The organism is Brachymonas sp. KE5, assembly GCF_057773645.1.
Genome location: NZ_CM173463.1, coordinates 2,476,913 through 2,497,933 on the forward strand (window position 1 = coordinate 2,476,913; position 21,021 = coordinate 2,497,933).

21 protein-coding genes are annotated in these 21,021 nt (G+C 64.8%); 6 read left to right on the forward strand and 15 right to left on the reverse strand.

Annotation, left to right across the window (positions count from 1 at the left end):
• Positions 1-2: 2 nt before the first annotated feature.
• The 10 genes from modB to ACX36O_RS11750 form a co-directional block, all read right to left on the reverse strand.
• Positions 3-680, reverse strand: coding sequence for a molybdate ABC transporter permease subunit (gene modB / locus ACX36O_RS11705; protein WP_213361766.1), 678 nt, complete (start codon positions 678-680; stop codon positions 3-5).
• 24 nt (positions 681-704) lie between these two features.
• Complete coding sequence (gene modA, locus ACX36O_RS11710; RefSeq protein ID WP_213361767.1) at positions 705-1,466, reverse strand: molybdate ABC transporter substrate-binding protein; 762 nt, start codon at positions 1,464-1,466, stop codon at positions 705-707.
• Positions 1,467-1,560: 94 nt separating this feature from the next.
• A complete protein-coding gene (locus ACX36O_RS11715; protein WP_488359823.1) occupies positions 1,561-2,121 on the reverse strand; it encodes a gamma carbonic anhydrase family protein in 561 nt (186 codons plus the stop codon).
• A gap of 327 nt (positions 2,122-2,448) precedes the next feature.
• The gene (gene narI / locus ACX36O_RS11720; RefSeq protein ID WP_488359824.1) at positions 2,449-3,138 is read right to left on the reverse strand and encodes a respiratory nitrate reductase subunit gamma; all 690 of its coding nucleotides are present in this window, start codon (positions 3,136-3,138) and stop codon (positions 2,449-2,451) included.
• Between the two features lie 17 nt (positions 3,139-3,155).
• A complete protein-coding gene (narJ, locus tag ACX36O_RS11725; protein ID WP_488359825.1) occupies positions 3,156-3,815 on the reverse strand; it encodes a nitrate reductase molybdenum cofactor assembly chaperone in 660 nt (219 codons plus the stop codon).
• Positions 3,816-3,825: 10 nt separating this feature from the next.
• Positions 3,826-5,376: a nitrate reductase subunit beta gene (narH, locus tag ACX36O_RS11730; RefSeq protein WP_488359826.1), complete on the reverse strand. Its 1,551-nt coding sequence runs from the start codon at positions 5,374-5,376 to the stop codon at positions 3,826-3,828.
• A 61-nt stretch (positions 5,377-5,437) separates the two neighbouring features.
• Positions 5,438-9,127, reverse strand: a complete 3,690-nt coding sequence (locus ACX36O_RS11735) for a nitrate reductase subunit alpha (protein ID WP_488359827.1) — start codon at positions 9,125-9,127, stop codon at positions 5,438-5,440.
• A 154-nt stretch (positions 9,128-9,281) separates the two neighbouring features.
• Positions 9,282-10,667: a NarK family nitrate/nitrite MFS transporter gene (locus ACX36O_RS11740; RefSeq protein WP_488359828.1), complete on the reverse strand. Its 1,386-nt coding sequence runs from the start codon at positions 10,665-10,667 to the stop codon at positions 9,282-9,284.
• A 59-nt stretch (positions 10,668-10,726) separates the two neighbouring features.
• On the reverse strand, positions 10,727-11,974 hold the full coding sequence (locus tag ACX36O_RS11745; protein ID WP_213361782.1) for an MFS transporter: 1,248 nt from the start codon (positions 11,972-11,974) through the stop codon (positions 10,727-10,729).
• A gap of 258 nt (positions 11,975-12,232) precedes the next feature.
• Positions 12,233-12,553, reverse strand: coding sequence for a DUF1840 domain-containing protein (locus ACX36O_RS11750; RefSeq protein ID WP_213361784.1), 321 nt, complete (start codon positions 12,551-12,553; stop codon positions 12,233-12,235).
• 257 nt (positions 12,554-12,810) lie between these two features.
• On the opposite strand from ACX36O_RS11750, the gene ACX36O_RS11755 reads away from it, so the two are divergent.
• The 6 genes from ACX36O_RS11755 (at position 12,811) to ACX36O_RS11780 (ending at position 16,664) form a co-directional block, all read left to right on the forward strand.
• Complete coding sequence (locus ACX36O_RS11755) at positions 12,811-13,188, forward strand: ArsR/SmtB family transcription factor (protein ID WP_213361786.1); 378 nt, start codon at positions 12,811-12,813, stop codon at positions 13,186-13,188.
• Between the two features lie 43 nt (positions 13,189-13,231).
• A complete protein-coding gene (locus ACX36O_RS11760; protein ID WP_488359829.1) occupies positions 13,232-13,759 on the forward strand; it encodes an arsenate reductase ArsC in 528 nt (175 codons plus the stop codon).
• The gene (arsB, locus tag ACX36O_RS11765; protein ID WP_371686759.1) at positions 13,756-14,829 is read left to right on the forward strand and encodes an ACR3 family arsenite efflux transporter; all 1,074 of its coding nucleotides are present in this window, start codon (positions 13,756-13,758) and stop codon (positions 14,827-14,829) included. The genes ACX36O_RS11760 and arsB overlap by 4 nt, the downstream gene beginning before the upstream one ends.
• A gap of 94 nt (positions 14,830-14,923) precedes the next feature.
• Positions 14,924-15,928 (forward strand): permease, encoded by a 1,005-nt coding sequence (locus ACX36O_RS11770; protein WP_488359830.1) that lies wholly within the window; start codon positions 14,924-14,926, stop codon positions 15,926-15,928.
• Between the two features lie 27 nt (positions 15,929-15,955).
• Positions 15,956-16,198 carry a thioredoxin family protein gene (locus ACX36O_RS11775; RefSeq protein ID WP_213361792.1) on the forward strand — a complete coding sequence of 81 codons (243 nt, stop codon included), beginning with the start codon at positions 15,956-15,958 and terminating at the stop codon, positions 16,196-16,198.
• Between the two features lie 148 nt (positions 16,199-16,346).
• A complete protein-coding gene (locus tag ACX36O_RS11780) occupies positions 16,347-16,664 on the forward strand; it encodes a DMT family transporter (RefSeq protein WP_213361794.1) in 318 nt (105 codons plus the stop codon).
• A gap of 50 nt (positions 16,665-16,714) precedes the next feature.
• Here the strand turns inward: ACX36O_RS11780 and ACX36O_RS11785 are convergent, their stop codons facing one another.
• The 5 genes from ACX36O_RS11785 to ACX36O_RS11805 are packed head-to-tail and all read right to left on the reverse strand — an operon-like array spanning position 16,715 to position 20,969.
• Complete coding sequence (locus ACX36O_RS11785) at positions 16,715-17,368, reverse strand: hypothetical protein (RefSeq protein WP_488359831.1); 654 nt, start codon at positions 17,366-17,368, stop codon at positions 16,715-16,717.
• Positions 17,365-18,081, reverse strand: coding sequence for an SCO family protein (locus ACX36O_RS11790; RefSeq protein ID WP_213361798.1), 717 nt, complete (start codon positions 18,079-18,081; stop codon positions 17,365-17,367). The genes ACX36O_RS11785 and ACX36O_RS11790 overlap by 4 nt, the downstream gene beginning before the upstream one ends.
• A 13-nt stretch (positions 18,082-18,094) precedes the next feature.
• A complete protein-coding gene (locus ACX36O_RS11795) occupies positions 18,095-18,709 on the reverse strand; it encodes a c-type cytochrome (RefSeq protein WP_250131056.1) in 615 nt (204 codons plus the stop codon).
• 11 nt (positions 18,710-18,720) lie between these two features.
• On the reverse strand, positions 18,721-19,326 hold the full coding sequence (locus ACX36O_RS11800; protein ID WP_488359832.1) for a cbb3-type cytochrome c oxidase subunit II: 606 nt from the start codon (positions 19,324-19,326) through the stop codon (positions 18,721-18,723).
• Positions 19,323-20,969 (reverse strand): cbb3-type cytochrome c oxidase subunit I, encoded by a 1,647-nt coding sequence (locus ACX36O_RS11805; RefSeq protein WP_213361803.1) that lies wholly within the window; start codon positions 20,967-20,969, stop codon positions 19,323-19,325. The genes ACX36O_RS11800 and ACX36O_RS11805 overlap by 4 nt, the downstream gene beginning before the upstream one ends.
• Between the last annotated feature and the right edge of the window lie 52 nt (positions 20,970-21,021).

Sequence of the window (21,021 nt, forward strand, 5' to 3'; positions counted from 1 at the left end):
GCTCACCCCTCCCGCGAAGCAATGCGCCCGGGCGCCAACTTGCCGGCGGCCAACAGGATGGCCACGCAGGTGACGGAAATGATCAGCACCAGCAGGTTGGCCACATCGTCCTGCCCGGCCTGCACCGCTTCGTACACGGCGATGGACAGGGTCTGCGTCTGGCCGGGAATGCTGCCCGCGACCATCAGCGTGGCGCCGAACTCGCCCATGGCACGGGCAAAGGCCAGCAGCACGCCGGCCAGAATGCCGCGCCAGGCCAGCGGCAGCGTCACGCGCCAGAGCACGCCCCACTCGCTCACGCCGAGCACGCGCGCAGCCTGCTCCAGCCGGCCATCCACCGCCTCGAAGGCGGCGCGCGCCGGCTTGAATACCAGCGGGAATGCCACCACGCTGGCCGCAATCACCGCGCCCTGCCAGGTAAAGATCAGGTGGATGCCGAAAGTGTCCTGCAGCCAGCCACCGAGCCAGCCCTTGCGGCCGAGCAGCACCAGCAGGTAGTAGCCCAGCACCGTGGGCGGCATCACCATGGGCAGCGTGAGCACGGTATCGAGCAGCTCGCGCCCCGGAAAGCGCTTGCGCGCCAGCAGGTAGCCCACCGCCACACCCAGCACCAGATCAAGCAGCGTGGCCAGCCCCGCTACCTTGAGCGAGAGCGTGAGCGCGGAGGCGACCTGATCCATGGGGGCTGCAGCCTGTGACGCTGTTCAGGGCTTGCTGAAGCCGTAGCGCTGCAGAATGGCCTGTCCCTGCGGCGATAGCACGTAGCGGGCAAAGCGCTTGGCCTCGACCTGCTGCTGGCTACTGCCGATGGTGGCGATCGGGTAGCTCACCGGCTTGCTGGTGGGCACGGTGAATACGGTGCGTACCTTCTGCGGCATGATGGCTGCATCGGTGGCGTAGACGAAGCCGGCCTCGACCTCGCCGCGCGCCACATAGTCGAGCGACTGGCGCACGCTTTGCGTGTTGATCACCTTGGGCTGCAGCGGCGTCCACTGGCCGGCGGTTTCCAGTGCCTGCTTGCTGTAGCGGCCGACCGGCACGCTGTCCGGATTACCCACTGCGATGCGCTTGACCTCGGCACGGCGCAGGTCGGCCAGCGTGCGCAGCGGCAGCTTGCTGTCGGCCGGCACGATCAGCACCAGGGTGTTGCGGGCAAAGTCCTGGCGGGTGCCGGGTTGCAGCAGGTTTTGCTGCTGGGCCTTGTCCATCGTCTCCTGATCGGCCGAGGCGAACACGTCCACCGGCGCGCCCTTGGCGATCTGCTGCAGCAGCGGACCCGAGGCCGCGAAGTTGAAGCGCACCTTGGCATCAGGGTACTGCTTTTCGTAGGCCTGGCCGATGTCCTTGAAGGCGTTGGTCAGGCTGGCTGCGGCGGAGACGGTGATGTCGGCGGCGTGTGCGGCGGCACCGGCGCCCAGCAGGGCCACGATGGCCACTGCGCGGAAAACAGGACGGAAAGGGGTCATGCGAGGCTCTCTGTGTGGAAAGGGGATTTCGTTATGTAGGCGACTATATCACGCATGCCCCGATGCGCTTATCCGTCGAAGTGCTTAGGGATGATCAGAATTCGTTCTGGATCGCCTTGTAGCCCTGCACCAGCGCATTATTGGTACGCGCCACGTCCTCGGAAAACTCGCTGGCGTCCGCCGGCACCTGCGGCAGCGAGGCCAGGTCGGTATCCGGACCGATGCGCTCGGTGGAGTGCACATAGAAGCCCGGCGGCAGGTGCACGCCATCCACCACCGCGTTGTAGCGCACCACGCAGCCGTCATCGACGGTGCAGTTGAACAGCACGCTGTTGAAACCGATGAACACGCCATTGCCCACCGTGCAGGGGCCGTGCACGATGGCGCGGTGGGCGATGGAGGTGCGCTGGCCGATGGTCACTGCGGCGCCCGATTTCGAGTGGATGACCACGCCATCCTGGATGTTGGAATGGGCGCCGATCACCAGCGGTTCGATCTCGCCGCTGGCGTTCATCTCGTCGGCGCGGATCACGGCGTAGGGGCCGATGAACACGTTCTCTTCCACGATCACTTTGCCGCACAGGATGGCGGTGGGATCGACAAAGGCACTGGGGTGGATCTGCGGCAGATCGCCGCGGGGGTTCTTGCGGATCATCGGGGGACTTCCTTGGCTTGCTGGATGGCGCCGGGGCCGGTTGGCGGACGTGACAAGACACGCCAAAGGCATCCGGACCCGGCGGATTGAAAAACGGGGAGATTCAGGGAGCGCCGGCGCAGGCGGCGCACAGGCCCTGCGCGAACGCAGAGGGACACAGAGGCGCCGCACAAAGGATCTGGGTCGTGCTGGGGAACTGCATGGCAATGCACCGAGCTTAGCGCGTCGGCAGAAACTGCGTCGCCGGTAATGGCAAACCGCGCAGACAAAAAAAGGCCGCCCAACAGGCGGCCAAGAGGTGAACCGAAGTCTAGTTATGCACTGCAATCACACGCGGCGCGGGCGCACCAGCTGCCAGGCACGGCCCAGATAGCCCACGCTGGCAAAGCCGCTCCACACGTGCACCAGACGGGTGAACGGGAAGATCACGAACAGCGTCATGCCCATGAACAGGTGCAGCTTGAACACCCAGGAAGCATCGGCGATGAAGCTGGCGGCATCCCCCTGGAAGGTAACGACATGCTGCGCCCAACTCATCAGCAACACCATCTGGTGGCCATCGAGGTGCCCGGCAGACACGGCAATGGTCGACAGGCCCAGCAGCAGCGTGACCAGAATCCAGATCATGACCAGCTTGTCACGCCAGGTGGTGTTGGCGGCCAGACGCTCGTTGCCGAAACGGCGCGCCAGCAGCATCAACACCCCGATCAGGCACATCACGCCAAAAATGCCGCCCATGGCCATGGCAAAGACCTGCTTCTGGCCATGGGTGATGCCCAGCGTGTCCCACACAATCACCGGCGTCAGCAGGCCGACCAGATGGCCGAAGAACAGACCCAGGATGCCGACGTGGAACAGGATGTTGGCCATGCGCAGGTTGCCGCTGTACAGCACCTGGCTGGATTCCGACTTCCACGAATACTGCTCGCGGTCGAAGCGGATCAGGCTGCCCAGCAGGAAGATGGTCAGCGCGATGTACGGATAGATTCCGAAAACGAATTGGTGCAGATAGCTCATGAGGATTCTCCCGGCTCTCAGCAGGCGGCCGCCGGGGCGGGCCGCTGCGTGTAAAAGTTGATCGGTGCCACGGCAGGCAGGCCCGGCTTGAGCAGCGGCTCGACGCCATCCACGCCGGGGCCAAAGGTTTCCATGGCCTCATCCATGTCGCGCACGGGCGGCACGGTGAGCGGCAGTGGCGCCACGGGCGAGAGGCTGACCACCGCCTCCAGCACGCCCGCGTACTCGGAGCCGTTGCCCTGCAGCTTGCCGGCCACGTAGTGCAGCACGTGCACTGCATCGCCCAGCAGGCGCGTGGCCTCGTCCGGCTCGCACTGGGCGAGGAATTCGAGGAACAGCGGCACATAGTCCGGCAGCTCTTCGCACACCGGCTCGAAGCCGTGCGCCTTGTACTCTTCCATCAGGTCCACCATGGCCTGGCCGCGGGCGCGGTCCTCGCCATGGATGTGCTCGAACAGGTGCAGGGAGTGCGAAGGGTTACGGTCGAAGGTGGCCACATAGGCCTCCTGCAGCGCGATCAGCTCGGTGTCCTGCAGCCGCGCCAGCAGCGGCTCGACCGCAGCCAGCAGCGCCGGCCGGGCAGACAGCGCATTTTTGATCTCAGGCAATGCATCAATCAGTTCCTGTTCGGGATAACAGAGCAGTGCCGAGCATGCCTGGTAATGCAACGATGTCATCACCCTCTCCTTATTTCTCACGGTTGGCCTTGAGCTGCTTGCGCATGTCGTGGAACACGATGGGCGACGCCTTCTTGCGGCCGAACAGGCTTTCCTGGCTGGTGCCGGTGGAGCAACCGTTGCCGAAGGTGAAGCCGCAGGCGGCCTTCTCGTCGAAGGTGTTTTCCACCACTTCCTTGTGGGAAGAAGGGATGACGAAGCGGTCCTCGTAGTTGGCGATGGCCATGATCTGGTACATCTCTTCCACCTGCGGGCCGCTCAGGTGCGTGCCGGCCAGCGTGCTCTCGTCGGTGACCTTCTCCACGCTCTTCTTGCGCATGTAGCGGCGCATGGCGACCATGGTTTCCAGCGCCTGGATCACCGGTTCTTCCTTGCCGGCCGTGAGCAGGTTGGCCAGGTACTGGATCGGGATGCGCAGGTCCTTCACGTCGGGGATGATGCCGTTCTCGCCAATCAGGCCGTTTTCCATGGCGCTCTGGATCGGAGACAGCGGCGGGATGTACCACACCATCGGCAGCGTGCGGTATTCCGGGTGCAGCGGGAAGGCCACCTTCCATTCCATCGCCATCTTGTAGACGGGCGATTTCTTCGCGGCGTCCAGCCAAGCTTCGGGGATGCCTTGCTTGCGCGCTTCCTCGATGATGGCGGGGTCGTGCGGGTTCAGGAACAGGTCGAGCTGGGCCTGGTACAGGTCCTGTTCGTCTTGCATGCTGGCAGCGGCCTCGATCTTGTCGGCGTCATACAGCAGCACGCCCAGGTAGCGGATGCGGCCCACGCAGGTTTCGGAGCACACGGTGGGCTGGCCAGCCTCGATGCGCGGATAGCAGAAGATGCATTTCTCGGCCTTGCCGCTGGTCCAGTTGTAGTAGATCTTCTTGTACGGACAGCCGCTGATGCACATGCGCCAACCGCGGCACTTGTCCTGGTCGATCAGCACGATGCCGTCGTCCTCGCGCTTGTAGATCGAGCCACTCGGGCAGGAGGCCACGCAGGTGGGGTTGAGGCAGTGCTCGCACAGGCGCGGCAGATACATCATGAAGGTGTTCTCGAAGGCCGAGTACATGTCCTTCTGGATGCCTTCGAACAGCGCATCCTTGGCGCGCTTGTGGAACTCGCCGCCCAGGTCATCTTCCCAGTTCGGGCCCCACTCGATCTTGTCCATCTTCTTGCCGGTCAGCACCGACACCGGACGCGCCGTGGGCGGCGTCTTCATCTCGGGGGCGTTCTGCAGGTGCTCGTAGTCGTAGGTGAACGGCTCGTAGTACTCGTCGATCTGCGGCAGATTGGGGTTGGCGAAGATGTTGGACAGGATTTTGGCCTTGCCGCCCTGCCTGGGCTGCAGCTTGCCGGCCTCGTCCAGCACCCAGCCGCCTTTCCATTGCTCCTGGTCTTCCCAGTTCTTCGGAAAGCCGATGCCGGGCTTGGTTTCCACGTTGTTGAACCAGGCGTATTCCACGCCGTCGCGGCTGGTCCAGACGTTCTTGCAGGTGACCGAGCAGGTGTGGCAACCGATGCACTTGTCCAGGTTGAGCACCATGCCGATTTGCGCTCTGATTTTCATGGCAGATTTCTCCAGAATTCTTGCTGTGGGCAGCGGGCGGATCGTGCCGCCCGCGGGTGCCTTACTTGGGCTGGTCCATCCAGTCCACGTGCTTCATCTTGCGCACCACCACGAATTCGTCGCGGTTGGCGCCCACGGTGCCGTAGTAGTTGAAGCCGTAGCTGTACTGGGCATAGCCGCCGATCATGTGGGTGGGCTTGGTCACGGCGCGCGTCACCGAGTTGTGGATGCCGCCGCGCTTGCCGCTCATCTCGGCGCCGGGCACGTTCACGATCTTTTCCTGCGCGTGGTACATCAGCGTCATGCCCTGCGGGATGCGCTGGCTGACCACGGCGCGGGCCGTGAGCGTGCCGTTCACGTTGAACACCTCGATCCAGTCGTTGTCGACGATGCCGGCCGCCTGTGCGTCCTTCTCGCTGATCCACACGTGCGGGCCGCCGCGCGAGAGCGTGAGCATGCGCAGGTTGTCGCTGTAGGTGCTGTGGATGCCCCACTTCTGGTGCGGCGTCAGGAAGTTCAGCAGGATTTCGGTGTTGCCGTTGGGCTTGTGCTTGTGTACCGCCGCCGTGGTCTTCAGGTCGACCGGGGGCTTGTACAGACACAGGCTTTCGCCGAAGGCGCGCATCCACTGGTGGTCCTGGTAGAACTGCTGGCGACCGGTCAGGGTGCGCCACGGGATCAGCTCGTGCACGTTGGTGTAGCCGGCGTTGTAGCTTACCTCTTCGCTTTCCAGGCCGGACCAGATCGGCGAGGAAATGATCTTGCGCGGCTGCGCCTGGATGTCGCGGAAGGTGATGTGGTCATGCTCGCGCGGAATCGCCAAGTGCGTGTGGTCGCGCCCGGTGATCTTGCTCAGCGCCTCCCAGGCCTTGACGGCAACGTGGCCGTTGGTTTCCGGAGCCAGCGTCAGAATCATCTCGGCGGCGTCGATGGCGGTATCGAGCTTCGGCTGGCCCTTGGCCACGCCGTCCTGCACCACCTTGTTCATGCCGCGCAGCTTCTCGATCTCGTGGCCGGTCTTCCAGGCCATGCCCTTGCCGCCGTTGCCCACTTTTTCCATCAGCGGTCCGATGGAGGTGAACTTCTGGTAGATCTGGTGGTAGTCGCGCTCGACCACCGTCATCGCCGGCATGGTCTTGCCGGGGATGGGCTCGCATTCGCCCTTCTTCCAGTCGCGCGGGTCGAACGGCTGGCCCAGTTCCTGCGGGGAGTCGTGCATCAGCGGGGTGAGCACCAGGTCCTTCTGCACGCCCAGGTAGTCGCCGCCGACTTCGCTGATCGCCTTGGCAAAGCCCTTGTAGATCTCCCAGTCGGTCTTGCTCTGCCACAGCGGCTGCACGGCCTCGCTCAGCGGGTGGATGAAGGGGTGCATGTCGGACGTGTTCAGGTCGTCCTTCTCGTACCAGGTGGCCGTGGGCAGCACGATGTCGCCATACAGACAGGTGGTGCTCATGCGGAAGTCCAGCACCACCAGCAGGTCCAGCTTGCCTTCGGCGGCAGGGCGCACGGTGATTTCGCTCGGGGTGATGCAGTGCGCCTCGTCACTCATGACGGCGTTCTGCGTGCCCAGCAGGTACTTCAGGAAGTACTCGTGGCCCTTGCCGGAAGAACCCAGGATGTTGGAACGCCACACGAACAGGTTGCGCGGGAAGTTCTTCGGGTTGTCCGGGTCGTTGCAGGCCATGTCGATGGAGCCGTTCTTCAGGCCTTCCACCGTGTAGGCCACCGGGTCCTGGCCGGCGTCGGCCGCCTGGCGCGTGATGTCGAGCGGGTTGGTGGTGAGTTGCGGCGCCGACGGCAGCCAGCCCATGCGCTCGGCCTTGGCGTTGTAGTCGATCAGCGACAGGCTGGCCATGGAGCCGTCGGCCGTCGGGCAGAGGATCTCGTTCACGCCAAGCTTTTCGTGGCGCCACTGGCTGGTGTGGGCGTAGAAGAAGCTGGTGCCGTTCATCTGGCGTGCCGGGCGGTTCCAGTCGGCGCCGAAGGCCAACGGGGCCCAGCCGCTTTGCGGGCGCAGCTTTTCCTGGCCCACGTAGTGGCACCAGCCACCGCCGCTCTGGCCGATGGCACCGCACAGCATCAGCATGTTGATGATGCCGCGATAGGTCATGTCCATGTGGTACCAGTGGTTCAGGCCGGCACCGACGATGACCATGCTCTTGCCCTGGGTCTGGTCGGCGTTCTGCGCAAACTCGCGCGCCACCTGGATCACCATTTCGGGCTTCACGCCGGTGTGCTTCTGCTGCCAGGCCGGGGTGTAGGGCACGTCATCCATGTAGCTCGTGGCCACGTTGCCGCCGCCCAGGCCGCGGTCGATGCCGTAGTTGGCGGCCATCAGGTCGAACACGGTGGCGACCAGTGCGCTGCTGCCATCGGCCAGCGTGATGCGCTTGGCCGGCACGTTGCGCGTGAGCAGCTCGTCGTGCTCGGCGCCGAAATACGGGAAGCCGACGCCGACCACTTCATCCTGCTTGCCCAGCAGGGTGAGTTGTGCCTTCACCTCGCGGCCGCTGCCGCCGTCGCGGTGCTCCAGATTCCACTTGCCGGTCTTGCCCTCGGGCTGGCCCCAGCGGAAGCCGATGGAACCGTTGGGCGCCACGATGTCGCCGGTCAGCTCGTCGATCTGCAGCGTTTTCCAGTCGGGGTTGTTGTCCTCGCCCAGGTTGTTGGCGAGCTGGCTGGCGCGCAGGAAGTATTCCGGCACGTAGCGGCCGTCCTTTTCGACCAGACGCACCAGCATCGGCATGTCGGTCAGGCGGCGGATGTAGTCGGTGAAATATTCGCTGGGCTTTTCAAGGTGGAATTCCTTGAAGATGACGTGGCCCATGGCCATGGCCAGCGCTGCATCGGTGCCCTGCTTGGGCGCCAGCCAGATGTCGCCGAACTTGGCCATCTCGCCAAAGTCGCTGGACACGGCCACGGTCTTGGTGCCCTTGTAGCGCACCTCGGTGTAGAAGTGGGCGTCGGGCGTGCGCGTCATCGGCACGTTGGAGCCCCATACCATCAGGTAGGTGGAGTTGTACCAGTCGGCCGATTCGGCCACGTCGGTCTGCTCGCCCCAGATCTGCGGGCTGGCCGGCGGCAGGTCGCAGTACCAGTCGTAAAACGACAGCGGCACACCGCCGATCAGGCTCAGGTAGCGGCTGCCGGCGGCATAGCTCACCATCGACATGGCGGGAATCGGCGAGAAGCCGATCACGCGGTCCGGGCCGTAGTTCTTGATGGTGTAGGCGTTGGCCGCGGCCACCATCTCGTTCACTTCATCCCAGCTGGCGCGCACAAAGCCGCCCTGGCCGCGGCGGGACTTGTATTCTCTGGCCTTCTCGGGGTTCTGGCTGATGCTTTCCCAGGCGTCGATGGCGCCCAGGCTCTTGCGCGCCTCGCGCCACATCTGCATCAGCTTGCCGCGCACCATAGGGTATTTCACGCGCTGGGCCGAGTACACGTACCAGCTGTAGGAAGCACCACGCGGGCAGCCGCGCGGCTCGTGGTTGGGCAGGTCGGGGCGGGTGCGGGGGTAGTCGGTCTGCTGGGTTTCCCAGGTGATCAGGCCGTTTTTCACGTACACCTTCCAGCTGCAGGAGCCGGTGCAGTTCACGCCATGCGTGCTGCGCACGACCTTGTCATGCTGCCAGCGCTGGCGGTACGCGTCTTCCCACTGGCGGTCTTCTTTCACCACCGCGCCGTGGCCGTTGGAGAAGGTGGCTTTCACCTTGCTCATGAATTTCAGTCGGTCGAGAAAATGGCTCATGGTGCCTCCGTTTGCGCCCAGGTGCGGCACCGCGCCGCCTGCCTGGTCCATGCATACAAGTCTAGAAATCCGGGGGGTTTCGAGGTATTCGCCAGTGGGGGCTGGCGGGGGCGGCGTAAGGCGGATGCCGCCTACGCCTTTCGGGGGAGGGGGATCAGCACGGCACCTCGGCGTTCTTGCGCGCGTAGTACCACCAGTTGATCAGCACGCAGCTCACGTAAAACACGATGAAGGCGTACAGCGCCGCTTCCACGCCACCGGTCAGCTCGATCGAGGTGCCATAGCTCTTGGGAATGAAGAAGCCACCGTAGGCAGCCAGTGCGGCCGAGAAGCCCAGCACGGCAGCAGCTTCCTTGTTGGCGCTGGCCACGGCCTGCTGCTGCGCTTCGGCGCCCTTGCCGGCGGCCAGACGCTGGTGCAGTTGGGAGAAGATGGCCGGCACCTGCATGAAGGTGGAGCCGTTGCCGATGCCGGTCAGCGCGAACAGCGCCAGGAAGCAGGCAAAGAAGCCCCAGAAGTTGCCACCCTGGCCGCCGTGCGGCAGGAAGGCCAGCACGCCCATCACGCCGGCGATCATTCCGATAAACACGAACTGCGTAACCTTCGCGCCGCCGATCTTGTCGCTCAGCCAGCCGCCGAAGGGGCGTGCAAGGCCGCCGACCAGCGCACCCAGAAAAGCGTACTGTGTGGGATTGACGCCGGCAAACTGGCTCTTGATCAGCAGCGGGAAGCCGGCGGCAAAGCCCAGGAAGGAGCCGAAGGTACCCAGATACAGCCAGCACATCAGCCAGTTGTGCTTGCGCGAGAAGATCACGGCCTGGTCGGCAAAGGAGGCCTTGGCCGAAGCGATGTCATTCATGCCGAACCAGGCGGCCAGCGAAGACACGATAATGAACGGCACCCAGACGAAACCGGCGTTCTGCAGCCAGATCTGCTTGGTCTGGTCGCCCTTGACCCAGATCTGCGATTCGCCGCCTATGGCGCCGAACACGCCCATGGTGATGATCAGCGGCACCACGAACTGCACCACCGACACCCCCAGATTGCCCAGGCCGGCATTCAGGCCCAGCGCCGTGCCTTTCTCCGCCTTGGGGAAGAAGAAGCTGATGTTGGCCATGCTGGAGCTGAAATTGCCGCCGCCGAAACCGCACAGCAGCGCCAGCACCATCATGGTCACATAGCTGGTGTTGGGGTTCTGCACCGCCAGACCCAGCCCGATGGCCGGAATCAGCAGGCTGGCCGTGGTCAGAGTGGTCCAGAGCCGGCCGCCAAAGATCGGCACCATGAAGGAATAGAAAATGCGCAGCGTCGCGCCCGACAGCGCCGGCACCGCGGCCAGCCAGAACAGCTGGTTGGGCGTGTACTTGAAGCCGATGTTCGGCAGATTGACCACCGCCACGCTCCACACCTGCCAGATGGCAAACGCGAGCAGCAAGGCGGGGATCGAGATCCAGAGGTTGCGGCGCGCAACGGCGCGGCCCTCCTGTTGCCAGAAGGCGGAATTCTCCGGCTCCCAGCGGGTCAGAACATGTGCACTCATGGTGTTGTCTCCCAGGCCGCACGCGGCGGCCCATCAGGTGAAGAAAGGGATGGAAGGAATCAGGCAGCGGCAGGCAGTGCCTGCTGCTGGCGCGCCAGCGGCTTGAAGGAGAAGTGCATCCACACCAGGCTCACGCACACGCAGCCGTAGAGCAGCATGAAGGCGCTGGTGCGCACGCCGGTGATGTCCAGCAGCGCGCCGAACATGATGGGCAGCAGGAAACCGCCCAGGCCACCGGCCAGACCCACCACGCCGGAGACGGCGCCGATATTGGTGGGGAATTCATCCGCGATGAACTTGAAGACGGAGGCCTTGCCCACGGCCATGGCCACACCAACGCCGAACAGCAGCACGGTGAACATGGTGGCGCTCAGGCCGATGTGGAAGGTCTGCGGACCCTTGGTGGTCTGGATCACGAAATCGGTCTGCGGATAGGACAGGATGAAGAAGGCCACCCAGCAGATCCACATCACGGCCCAGGTCACCTTGTAGGCACCGAACTTGTCGCTCAGCCAGCCGCCCACGGCGCGCAGCACGCCACCGGGCAGGGAGAAGGCAGCAGCCAGGAAGGCGGCGTGCTTCAGGTCAAAGCCGTATTCACCGACGTAGTACTTGGTCATCCACAGCGCCAGCGCCACATAGCCGCCGAACACCACGGAGTAGTACTGGCAGTAGCGCAGCACGGCGGGGTCTTTCATCAGCGCCAGCTGTTCGCCCAGCGTGACCTTGGAAGACACCAGGTGCTTGGGATCGCTGTACGAGAAGAACCAGAACAGGATGGCCGTGACCAGCATGATGGCGGCATACACCGTCGGCACCATCTGCCAGCCCCAGGCGGCGATGATGGAGGGGGCGATCAGCTTGGTCAGCGAGGAACCGGCGTTACCGGCGCCGAACACGCCCATGGCCATGCCTTGCTGGTCCTTGCGGAACCAGCGCGCCACGTAAGGCGTGCCGACCGAGAAGGAACCACCGGCCAGGCCGACGAACAGGCCGATCACCAGGAAGTGCCAGTATTCGGTGGCGTACTGCATGACGAAGATCGGCACCACGCAGGCCAGCATCAGCAGGAACAGCACGATGCGGCCGCCGAAACGGTCGGTCCAGATGCCCAGCGGCACGCGGATCAGCGAGCCCGAAAGCACCGGCGTTGCCGCCAGAATGCCGAACTCGGTCTCGTTCAGACCGAGCTTCTGCTTGATCGGAATGCCGAGCACGGCGAACATCATCCAGATCATGAAGCAGACAGTGAACGCGACCGTGCTGGATGTAAGCACCGCGTACTGCTTGGTGGTTTGGGAAGCCATGGTGGATACCTCGTGGATGGAACAGCTTCCACGATAGGCGTCCGCGCCCTTTGCTTCCATCCACCGCACAGGCGGAGAAGTCCCTGCGGATGGCGGGGGATTGCTCCGCCGAAAGGATTAGGCGGGGTCGTTCTTGCGGGCTGGCGTGTTGCCGGTGCTACAAAAACAGCAAAGGCCTGCCATCACTGGCAAGCCTCTGTTCACGTTCAGTCAGCGCTGCGTCGCTGCATCATGGGCCGCAGCGCTGCATGAGCGAACTTACACGCCCCAGACCACGTCCTTGCCTTCGGCCAGGCTCAGCTTGAGCAGGTTCAGGAAGGGTTCCGCGCGCACGTGGAAGGGGATGTCGTCGTAGTTTTCGTCATCATCCTCGTTGCTGTCTTCATCCTTGGGGGCCTGCTGCTTCTCGTGCGAAGCCTTCATGGCCTGCTGCAGGGCGTCGATGGCGTCCTGCATGGCGGCGACCTGGATCACGCCGCGCTCGGACGGCTCACGGCCGAGCGCCGCGAGGACCTTGTCGCCATGGGGTTGCATCATGATGACGTCGGCAGCTGCCTGGGATTTGAACTTGTACAGCATGGTTTTCTCCTCTCACGGGTTGTCGGTCTGATGCAGACATTCTAGGCCCAATGTAGCACGTTCCCGCCACAAGTCGATGACATGCGGCCCGTGCCGCCACCGCCGCGACATCGTCAGCGCCCGTCCGCCCAGAACCAGCAGCGATCCAGACGGAAAAGCGAACATGGCGTCCGACTGTCCATCCCTCTCCGAACCCTTCGGCAGACTGTCACGAAATCTTCATTTTGATATTTCAATAATTGTTGTATAGTCAAACCATGCACACCGAACAAGCTGCCACCCTGCTCGACGCCCTGGCCTCCGGCCCGCGACTGGAAATCTTCCGCCTGCTGGTCCGCACCGGCCCGCAGGGCTTGGTTGCGGGCGAACTGGCGGCGGCCCTCGGCCTGCCGCCCACCAACCTGTCCTTCCACGCCAAAACGCTGACGCAGGCCGGCCTGCTCAGCGTGGAGCAGGAGGGCCGCTACCAGCGCTACCGCGCCAGCATCCCGCTCATGCTCGATCTGATCGGCTACCTCACCGAAGAGTGCTGTGCTGGCCATCCCGAAGAGTGCGCCGGCATGCGCAAGGCATCCAGCTGTGCGCCCGAACTGCTGCCGCCCCTGTCTACGGAGCGCACCGGCTCGGCCTGCTGAAACGCGTCGACAACACGCCTCTCCCATTGCCCCGGAGTTTTCCATGAACGCCCCTTCCCGCCCCTTCAACGTCCTCGTCCTGTGCACCGGCAACTCCGCCCGCAGCATCCTGGCAGAAGCTCTTTTCAATCGCATCGGCCAGGGCAAGTTCCAGGCTTACAGCGCTGGCAGCCACCCCACCGGCTTTGTCCAGCCGATGGCGCTGGAATTGCTGGAATCGGTCGGCATGCCGACCGAAGGCCTGCGCAGCAAGAATTGGGATGAATTCGCCCGACCCGATGCGCCGCACATGGATTTCATCATCACGGTCTGCGACCGTGCCCACGGCGAAGTCTGCCCGCTCTGGCCGGGTACGCCCGTCAGCGCACACTGGGGCTTCCCCGATCCTGCCGCCGCCAGCGGGGATGAAGCGCACCAGCGCTATGCCTACAACGAAGTGCTGCACGGCCTGAGCAACCGCATCCGCCAGTTCGCCAGCCTGCCGCTGGAAGCGCTGGACGCGCTCGCCATCAAGCGCGAGATGGACCGCATCGGCAGCGAGCCGATCGACACCACGGAGCGCAGCGCATGAACGCCCCTACCACCGTTGCCGCCTGCCCGCCGCCTCCGGCGCAGAGCATGAACCTGTTCGAGCGCTACCTGACGCTCTGGGTGTTTCTGTGCATCATCGCCGGCATTGCGCTGGGCCAGCTGTTTCCCGGCCCGTTCCAGGCCATCGGCCGCATGGAAGTGGCCCGGGTCAACCTGCCGGTCGGGCTGCTGATCTGGGTGATGATCATCCCGATGCTGGTCAAGGTCGACTTTGGCGCGCTGGGCGAAATGCGCCAGCACGTCAAGGGCATCGGCGTGACGCTGTTCGTGAACTGGCTGGTCAAGCCCTTCAGCATGGCCTTTCTGGGCTGGCTGTTCATCCGCAACCTGTTTGCGCCCATGCTGCCGCCGGACCAGATCGACAGCTACATCGCCGGCCTGATCCTGCTGGCCGCCGCACCGTGCACCGCCATGGTGTTCGTCTGGAGCCGGCTGACCAACGGCCATCCGCTGTTCACGCTGTCGCAGGTGGCGCTGAACGACACCATCATGGTGCTGGCGTTTGCGCCACTGGTGGGCCTGCTGCTGGGCATCGCCTCCATCCACGTGCCGTGGGACACGCTGCTAACCTCGGTGGTGCTGTACATCGTGATTCCGGTGATCATCGCCCAGCTCTGGCGCAAGGCGCTGCTGCGCCGCGGCCAGGCGGCGTTCGATGCCGCCATGGCGCGCATCGGGCCCTGGTCCATGGCGGCGTTGCTGGCCACGCTGGTGCTGCTGTTCGCCTTCCAGGGCGAAGCGATCCTGAAGCAGCCGCTGGTGATCGCGCTGCTGGCGGTGCCGATCCTGATCCAGGTGCTGTTCAACTCGGCGCTGGCCTACTGGCTCAACCGCGCCGTCGGCGAGAAGCACAACGTGGCCTGCCCGTCGGCACTGATCGGCGCCTCCAACTTCTTCGAACTGGCCGTGGCGGCCGCCATCAGCCTGTTCGGCTTCGAATCGGGCGCAGCGCTGGCCACCGTGGTGGGCGTGCTGATCGAGGTGCCGGTGATGCTGCTCGTGGTGCGGGTGGTGAATGCGAGCAAGGGGTGGTACGAGCGGGGCGCCTGAGGCAGGGCGCGCTTCCGGCTCCCACAATCACCCCGTACTCGCTATGATGAAAATGCGTGTGCGCTGCGCACCGTAACAACAAGAGAAGCCGATCATGCACATCTTCCAGTGGCTCAATGACCAATTGCTGCGCATGCAGTGGCTGCATGATCTGGTCCGCCTGCTGGTGGAAGACGGCTTCGGCCTGAGCATGGGCAGCCGCATCGGCGGCAGCCTGCATTTCTTCATCTACGACGTCATCAAGATCTTCATCCTGCTGTCGGTGCTGATTTTCGGCATCTCCTGGGTGCAGAGCTACTTTCCGCCCGAACGCACGCGCAGCATCCTGGGCAACATGCAGGGGGTGCGCGCCAACACCATGGCGGCCCTGCTCGGCACGGTGACGCCGTTCTGTTCCTGCTCGTCGATCCCGCTATTTATCGGCTTCACCGGTGCCGGGCTGCCGCTCGCCGTTACCTTTTCCTTCCTCATTTCCTCGCCGCTGGTCGACCTGGCCTCGGTGATCCTGCTGGCCAGCATCTTCAACTGGCCGATCGCCATCGCCTACGTGGTGGTCGGGCTGGTGCTGGCGGTGATCGGAGGCACGCTGATCGGCCGGGCCGGCATGGAGCGCTACGTGGCCGAATTCGTGCTCCAGCAGCGCGTGGGCGAGGTGGCGCTGGAACAACTCACCCTGAAGGACCGCCTCGCCTTCGCCCGCGAACAGGTCCAGGAAATCGTCGGCCGCGTCTGGCTCTATGTGCTGATCGGGGTCGGCATCGGCGCCTTCATCCACAACTGGATTCCGCAAAGTTTCGTCACGGCGCTGTTGGGGCAGGACAAGTGGTGGTCGGTGATCGTCGCCACGCTGATTGGTGTGCCCATGTATGCCGACATCTTCGGCACGCTGCCGATCGCCGAAGCGCTGGTCGGCAAGGGCGTCGGCCTGGGCACCGTGCTGGCCTTCATGATGGCCGTCACCGCGCTCTCGCTGCCTTCGCTGATCATGCTGCGCAAGGTGGTCGAGCCGCCGCTGCTGGCCCTGTTCTTCGTGATCGTGACCGGCGGCATCATGCTGATCGGCTACGTGTTCAACGCCTTTTCCCACCTGCTCCTCTGAGCCTCACCGTTGCAAGGAAACCACCCAATGATCATCAAGGTACTCGGATCCGGTTGCAAGCGCTGCATCACCCTGGGCGACAATGTGGCCGCTGCACTCGCCAACCTGGGCCTGCAGGCGGATATCGTCAAGGTCACCGACTATGCCGATATCGCCGCCCACGGCGTCATGTCCACGCCCGGCCTGGCCATCGACGACAAGGTCGTCTCGGTCGGCAAGGTGCTGACGCCGGCGGAGATCGAGCCGCTGCTGCAGGCTGCGCGCGGCTGAACCGGTCTGATTACGGCCTGCAGCACAGGCTTCCTGCTCCAGGCCCGGTGGCATCCGGGCCTGTGGCATTATTTTTTTCATGGAGGACGACCTCCCCCACGCCATTGTGGGCAACCATGCGGGACGGCCCGGAATGAAGGAGTATTCCATGGCCTGGATCTGGCTCGCTTTCGCCGGCCTGCTTGAAATCGTGTGGGCGGTTGCCATGAAACAATCGGAGGGCTTCACGCGCCTGTGGCCGTCCGTTCTCACCCTGGTCGCCATGGTCGGCAGCGTGCTGCTGCTGGGCCTGGCGATGAAGACCTTGCCGCTGGGCACGGCCTACACGGTTTGGACCGGCATCGGTGCCGTGGGGGCGTTCGTGGTCGGCATCCTGTTCCTGGGTGAGCCGGTTACCGCCATGCGCCTGGTGGCGGCCTCGTTGATCGTGGGGGGACTGGTGCTGATGAAGATGTCGAGCGCCTGAGCTCCTGTGGCCCGAGTGTTCGCGCGACCGCACGGGGGGTCTGGCCACGCTCAATGGCCAGTCACGCCCTGCACCGCCTCCCCGCTGCGCATCATCTGCCGCAGCGCCAGCCCGCCCGCCGCCACGGCCAGCACCACCAGGCCCAGGCCGGCGTGCTGCTGGTCATCCTGCAGATAGCTCACACACAACTGCGACGGCGCCTCCAGATACAGCAGGCCGGCCGTCGCCGTCATCCACGCCAGGTTGCCGGCAAAAAACAGCAGCACCTCGGCATCCATGCGGTACCAGCTCGACGCCAGCAGCCAGCCGGCCAGCCACCAGCTGACGTACTTGAACGCCGCCACCGGCAGCGCCAGCAAGGCCGCATCCAGCATGGATGGCACCATCCACACCACCGTCACCACGGTGACGAAGGTAGCCCCCGTCCAGCCGCGCCAATCCAGCAGTTGTTCCAACCGGCCGGCTCCGCCCTGCATGGGGCGCCGGCGCTGCCACCAGCGCCGCAGGCACCAGCCCGAGGCCATCAGCAGGGGAAACTCCAGCAGCATGTGCAACGCCATGCGGCTTTCCACAAAGTGGCGCAGATCCGGCCAGAACAGCAGCAGCGGCGCCATGGCCAGCAGCACGGACAAGCGGGGCGCCGCGCGGGTGCGCGCCACCAGGGCCGCGATGCCGTCAATCCAGGGGGTGTACTTGGCGCTCATGGCGCTGCCTCCTCGCTCAGCCGGCGGGCATCGGCCAGCGCCTGCGACCAGCCGTCGTAGCCATACAGCCCGCGCAGCCGTCCCTGGCCATCAAGCAGATGGATGGAACCGTTATGCACGAAGCCGCCCATGCCATCCGGAATCACCACCACACCCAGCGAGCGCAGCAGCGCTTCGGCACCAGCCACGCTGCCGGGCACGGCAAAGGTCCACCAGTCCGGATCGGCACGCAGGCTGCCCGCGTAGCTGGCCAGCGCAGCCGGGCTATCGTTCTTCACATCGAAGGACACCGATAGCAGCCGCACGCCGGCATAGGCCGGATCCTGCGCGATTGTGCGTTGCGCCTGCTGGAACTCCGAACCCAGCGCCAGGCAGACCGTCGGGCAGCGGGTGTAGATGAAATCGACCAGGTAGGCCTTTCCGCCCGCATCCGGGTGCGCCCAGGGCAGCACTCCATTCGCCATGGCGGGCACCCCTCTCTCCCCGGTATGGTCAGCTCCAGCGTCAGCCCCAGCCGCCAGCCGCACCGGCACCACCGCCGCCTGCATGCCCCCAGTGCGCGCTGCCACCTGACGTCGCGCCTCGAAGGTCCACACCTCGAAACCCTGCGTGTACCACGTCAGCCAGACCAGCAGCCCCCCTGCCAGCAGAGCGCTCAGCGCCCCGCTCAGGCCGCGCGCGCTGCGTGCCACGGATGCGGGTAGGGCGTCCATGTCCACGTCCCGGTCACTTCATCGGCGCCAGCTCCGCATCGCCCTTGAAGGGCTCCTTGCGGGCCGCGCTCGATTTGCGGATTTCTGCCACCACATCCCCTTTCACGGGCGGGCCGGCATTGCCCCACTGGCTGCGGATATGCGTCAGCACCGCCGCCAGTTCGGCATCCTGCAGCTGGCCGCCAAAGGCCGGCATGGCACCGTTGTAGGTCACACCCTTCACCGTCAGCGGCCCGTTCACACCATGCAGCACGATGGACGCCAGCGTGGCCTCCTTGCCCTGCACCCATTCCGATCCGGCCAGCGGCGGAAACACCCCCGGCACGCCTGCACCGGTCGCCTGGTGGCAGGAAGCACAGCGCGCCGTATAGACCGCAGCCCCGTCCACCGCCGCACCGGCCACCTTGGGCGGCGTCTGCAATTCGGCCAGCACGCGGGCATCGCCCCGCGCCGGCGGCATGCTGTTGATGGGAGCGCGCACGATGTACACCACGCCAAACACCAGCAAACCCGCCACGATGGAACTCACGAACCACGGCACTGCGCCATTGCCCTCGTGCGGCTCGCCATATTCGCGCTGCTGCTGCAGATTGCACTGCATGCCCTGATTGTTGCCTGTTGCCTGCATCTCCACCTCCTTCACGGGCGCGATGCCGGCGCAGCCGCCGGGCTCGCCACGGCCGGACCGGTGCGGTCCAGCGATTGCAGGTACCTGACCAGCTCCACCGCGTCCGGCAACGCCACCACCACCTGGCCCTTGGGCGCGTGCTCGGGCGGCAGCTGCACCACCACATCGCCCTCCTGCGCCTTGGGCTTGAGCTCGAACAGATAGGGATAGGACGGCATGATGCTGCCCGGCACATAGGCCCGCGGCTGGTACAGATGGCCCAGATGCCACTGCTCGCTCGGCTGGCGCGCACCGATGTTCATCAGGTCCGGCCCGGTGCGCATGGTGCCGAGCAGGTGCGGCTTGTCGTAGGCATAGTCGCCCGCCACGGTGGCACGGCCCCAGCCCCGGTCAAAGTCAGGCGCAAAGCCCTTGGGCCGCGGCTGCTGCGTATGGCAGTAGACGCAGCCGTTGGCGATATACACCTCGCGCCCGCGCAACTGCGCATCGTCATAGGGCTTGAGCCCCGGCGTGGGCACCGCCTTGTGCACCTGCAGGTACGGCAGCACCACCAGCGCCGCCGCCGAGAACGCCAGCATCACCATGGCACCCGAAATCAGCCTGGCTTCGCTTTTCATGCGTACACCCCTTCCACCTTGGCCGCACGGAACAGCGTCGGCGTTTCGCGTTGCGGCCCCCAGCCCATCACCAGCATCACGAAATGGGCGATGAACACCAGATGCCCGGCCAGCATCAGGCTGCCACCCACGCTGCGCGCCTTCAGATAGGGCAGCGTCACCGCCACCGAGTCCATGAAGCTGCGCGCCGCATCCAGCATCGCCGTGCCCTGCAGCCAGCCGCCAATGGTCAGCGCCCAGAAATAGACCATGAAGCCGGCAAACACCAGCCAGAAATGCGCCGTGATCCAGCCCGCATACGGCCATTCGCGGCCCATGATGCGCGGCATCACGAAATACATGGCGCCGAAGAACACAAAGCTCACGAAGCCATACATGCCCAGATGCGCATGGCCCACGGTGTAGTGCGTGAAATGCGTCACCACGTTCAGTTCACGCAACGCGCCGAACGAACCCTGCAGCGAGCTCAGCGTGTACATGGCCGCTCCCGCCACCACGAAGCGCAGCGTGGGCGAATGCCGCATGGTGGCCCAGCGGCCATGCATGGTCTGCCACTGGTTCACGGTAAAGGCCACCACAGGGATGATCATCATCATGCTCTGCACGATGGACAGCGTCACCACCCAGGCCGGCACCGGCCCGCCGATCAGGTGGTGCCCGCCTACCTGCCCGTAGAAGAAGGCCAGCCCCCAGAAGCCCAGCAGCGACAGGTTGTACGACTGCACCGGCCGCCCGATCACCTTGGGTAGGAAGTAATACACCGCCGCAATCGCCAGCGGCGTGAAGAAGTAGCCCAGCACATTGTGCGCATACCACCAGTTCGTCGTGGCCTGCTGCACGCCGCTGTGCAGGCCCGGAAACTTCGCCACCACCAGCATCACCGGCAGCCAGAACAGCGCCGCACCCATGTACCAGACCGACACATACAGGTGCTTCACCCGCCGGCGCACCAGCGTGAACAGCAGCGGCAAGGCCATCAGCGCACCACCAAGCAGCAGCACAATGTCGATCTGCCAGGGAATTTCCAGCCACTCCAGCCCATCGTTGATGCCGATGGCAATGCTGGTCAGCCCCGCCATCACGGCGATGTTCCACAGCGCCACGCCCACCAGCGCCCAGTTGGCCCCCACCAGCGGCGTCTTGAGCACACGCGGCAGGATGAACATGGCAATGCCGAGCCCTGCCATCGGCGCCCATCCGTAGGCCACGCCGTTCAGGTGCAGGGTGCGGATGCGGCCAAAAGTCAGCCAGGCCTGCTGCGTCAGCCAGTCCGGTTCATGCAGCTTGATCGAGGCTGTCAGCCCCGCCGTCGAGGCCAGCAGCAGCCAGAACACCGCGCAGCAGAACAGCACGAGCACCAGCCGGGCGGTGGAGGCATCGGCCTGGGCCCGATCGGCCAGTTCCTGCGCATCCGGCGGGCAGGGAGCGGCATCACGCGCCGCGTTCACCGTGCCTTGCAGTTCCGCACGCTCGGTGGGAGTGGCTGCAGGATCGTCCACGCGGCCGATCTCGCCGGGCGCGAAAATCACCTCGGCCCCCTGGCTGGTGCGGTCGAACAGGCCCGATCGCTGCGACCAGATGAACAGCATCAGCGCCACGAACGAAATCACGAAGGCCGACAGCAGAAGATAAGCGGTACTCATACAACATCCTTGATGCAGGGAGGGCCGCATGCCCGGTCCGGCCATGCCAACA

Coding starts and splice junctions, on each gene's coding strand:
- ACX36O_RS11795 (WP_250131056.1), bottom strand. CDS start 18,709: ATGCAGGCAACAGGCAACAATCAGGGCATGCAGTGCAATCTGCAGCAG.
- ACX36O_RS11805 (WP_213361803.1), bottom strand. CDS start 20,969: ATGAGTACCGCTTATCTTCTGCTGTCGGCCTTCGTGATTTCGTTCGTG.
- ACX36O_RS11750 (WP_213361784.1), bottom strand. CDS start 12,553: ATGCTGTACAAGTTCAAATCCCAGGCAGCTGCCGACGTCATCATGATG.
- ACX36O_RS11740 (WP_488359828.1), bottom strand. CDS start 10,667: ATGAGTGCACATGTTCTGACCCGCTGGGAGCCGGAGAATTCCGCCTTC.
- ACX36O_RS11790 (WP_213361798.1), bottom strand. CDS start 18,081: ATGGACGCCCTACCCGCATCCGTGGCACGCAGCGCGCGCGGCCTGAGC.
- ACX36O_RS11755 (WP_213361786.1), top strand. CDS start 12,811: ATGCACACCGAACAAGCTGCCACCCTGCTCGACGCCCTGGCCTCCGGC.
- ACX36O_RS11745 (WP_213361782.1), bottom strand. CDS start 11,974: ATGGCTTCCCAAACCACCAAGCAGTACGCGGTGCTTACATCCAGCACG.
- ACX36O_RS11735 (WP_488359827.1), bottom strand. CDS start 9,127: ATGAGCCATTTTCTCGACCGACTGAAATTCATGAGCAAGGTGAAAGCC.
- ACX36O_RS11715 (WP_488359823.1), bottom strand. CDS start 2,121: ATGATCCGCAAGAACCCCCGCGGCGATCTGCCGCAGATCCACCCCAGT.
- narH (WP_488359826.1), bottom strand. CDS start 5,376: ATGAAAATCAGAGCGCAAATCGGCATGGTGCTCAACCTGGACAAGTGC.
- ACX36O_RS11770 (WP_488359830.1), top strand. CDS start 14,924: ATGCACATCTTCCAGTGGCTCAATGACCAATTGCTGCGCATGCAGTGG.
- narJ (WP_488359825.1), bottom strand. CDS start 3,815: ATGACATCGTTGCATTACCAGGCATGCTCGGCACTGCTCTGTTATCCC.
- ACX36O_RS11780 (WP_213361794.1), top strand. CDS start 16,347: ATGGCCTGGATCTGGCTCGCTTTCGCCGGCCTGCTTGAAATCGTGTGG.
- ACX36O_RS11800 (WP_488359832.1), bottom strand. CDS start 19,326: ATGAAAAGCGAAGCCAGGCTGATTTCGGGTGCCATGGTGATGCTGGCG.
- modB (WP_213361766.1), bottom strand. CDS start 680: ATGGATCAGGTCGCCTCCGCGCTCACGCTCTCGCTCAAGGTAGCGGGG.
- arsB (WP_371686759.1), top strand. CDS start 13,756: ATGAACGCCCCTACCACCGTTGCCGCCTGCCCGCCGCCTCCGGCGCAG.
- ACX36O_RS11785 (WP_488359831.1), bottom strand. CDS start 17,368: ATGAGCGCCAAGTACACCCCCTGGATTGACGGCATCGCGGCCCTGGTG.
- modA (WP_213361767.1), bottom strand. CDS start 1,466: ATGACCCCTTTCCGTCCTGTTTTCCGCGCAGTGGCCATCGTGGCCCTG.
- ACX36O_RS11760 (WP_488359829.1), top strand. CDS start 13,232: ATGAACGCCCCTTCCCGCCCCTTCAACGTCCTCGTCCTGTGCACCGGC.
- narI (WP_488359824.1), bottom strand. CDS start 3,138: ATGAGCTATCTGCACCAATTCGTTTTCGGAATCTATCCGTACATCGCG.
- ACX36O_RS11775 (WP_213361792.1), top strand. CDS start 15,956: ATGATCATCAAGGTACTCGGATCCGGTTGCAAGCGCTGCATCACCCTG.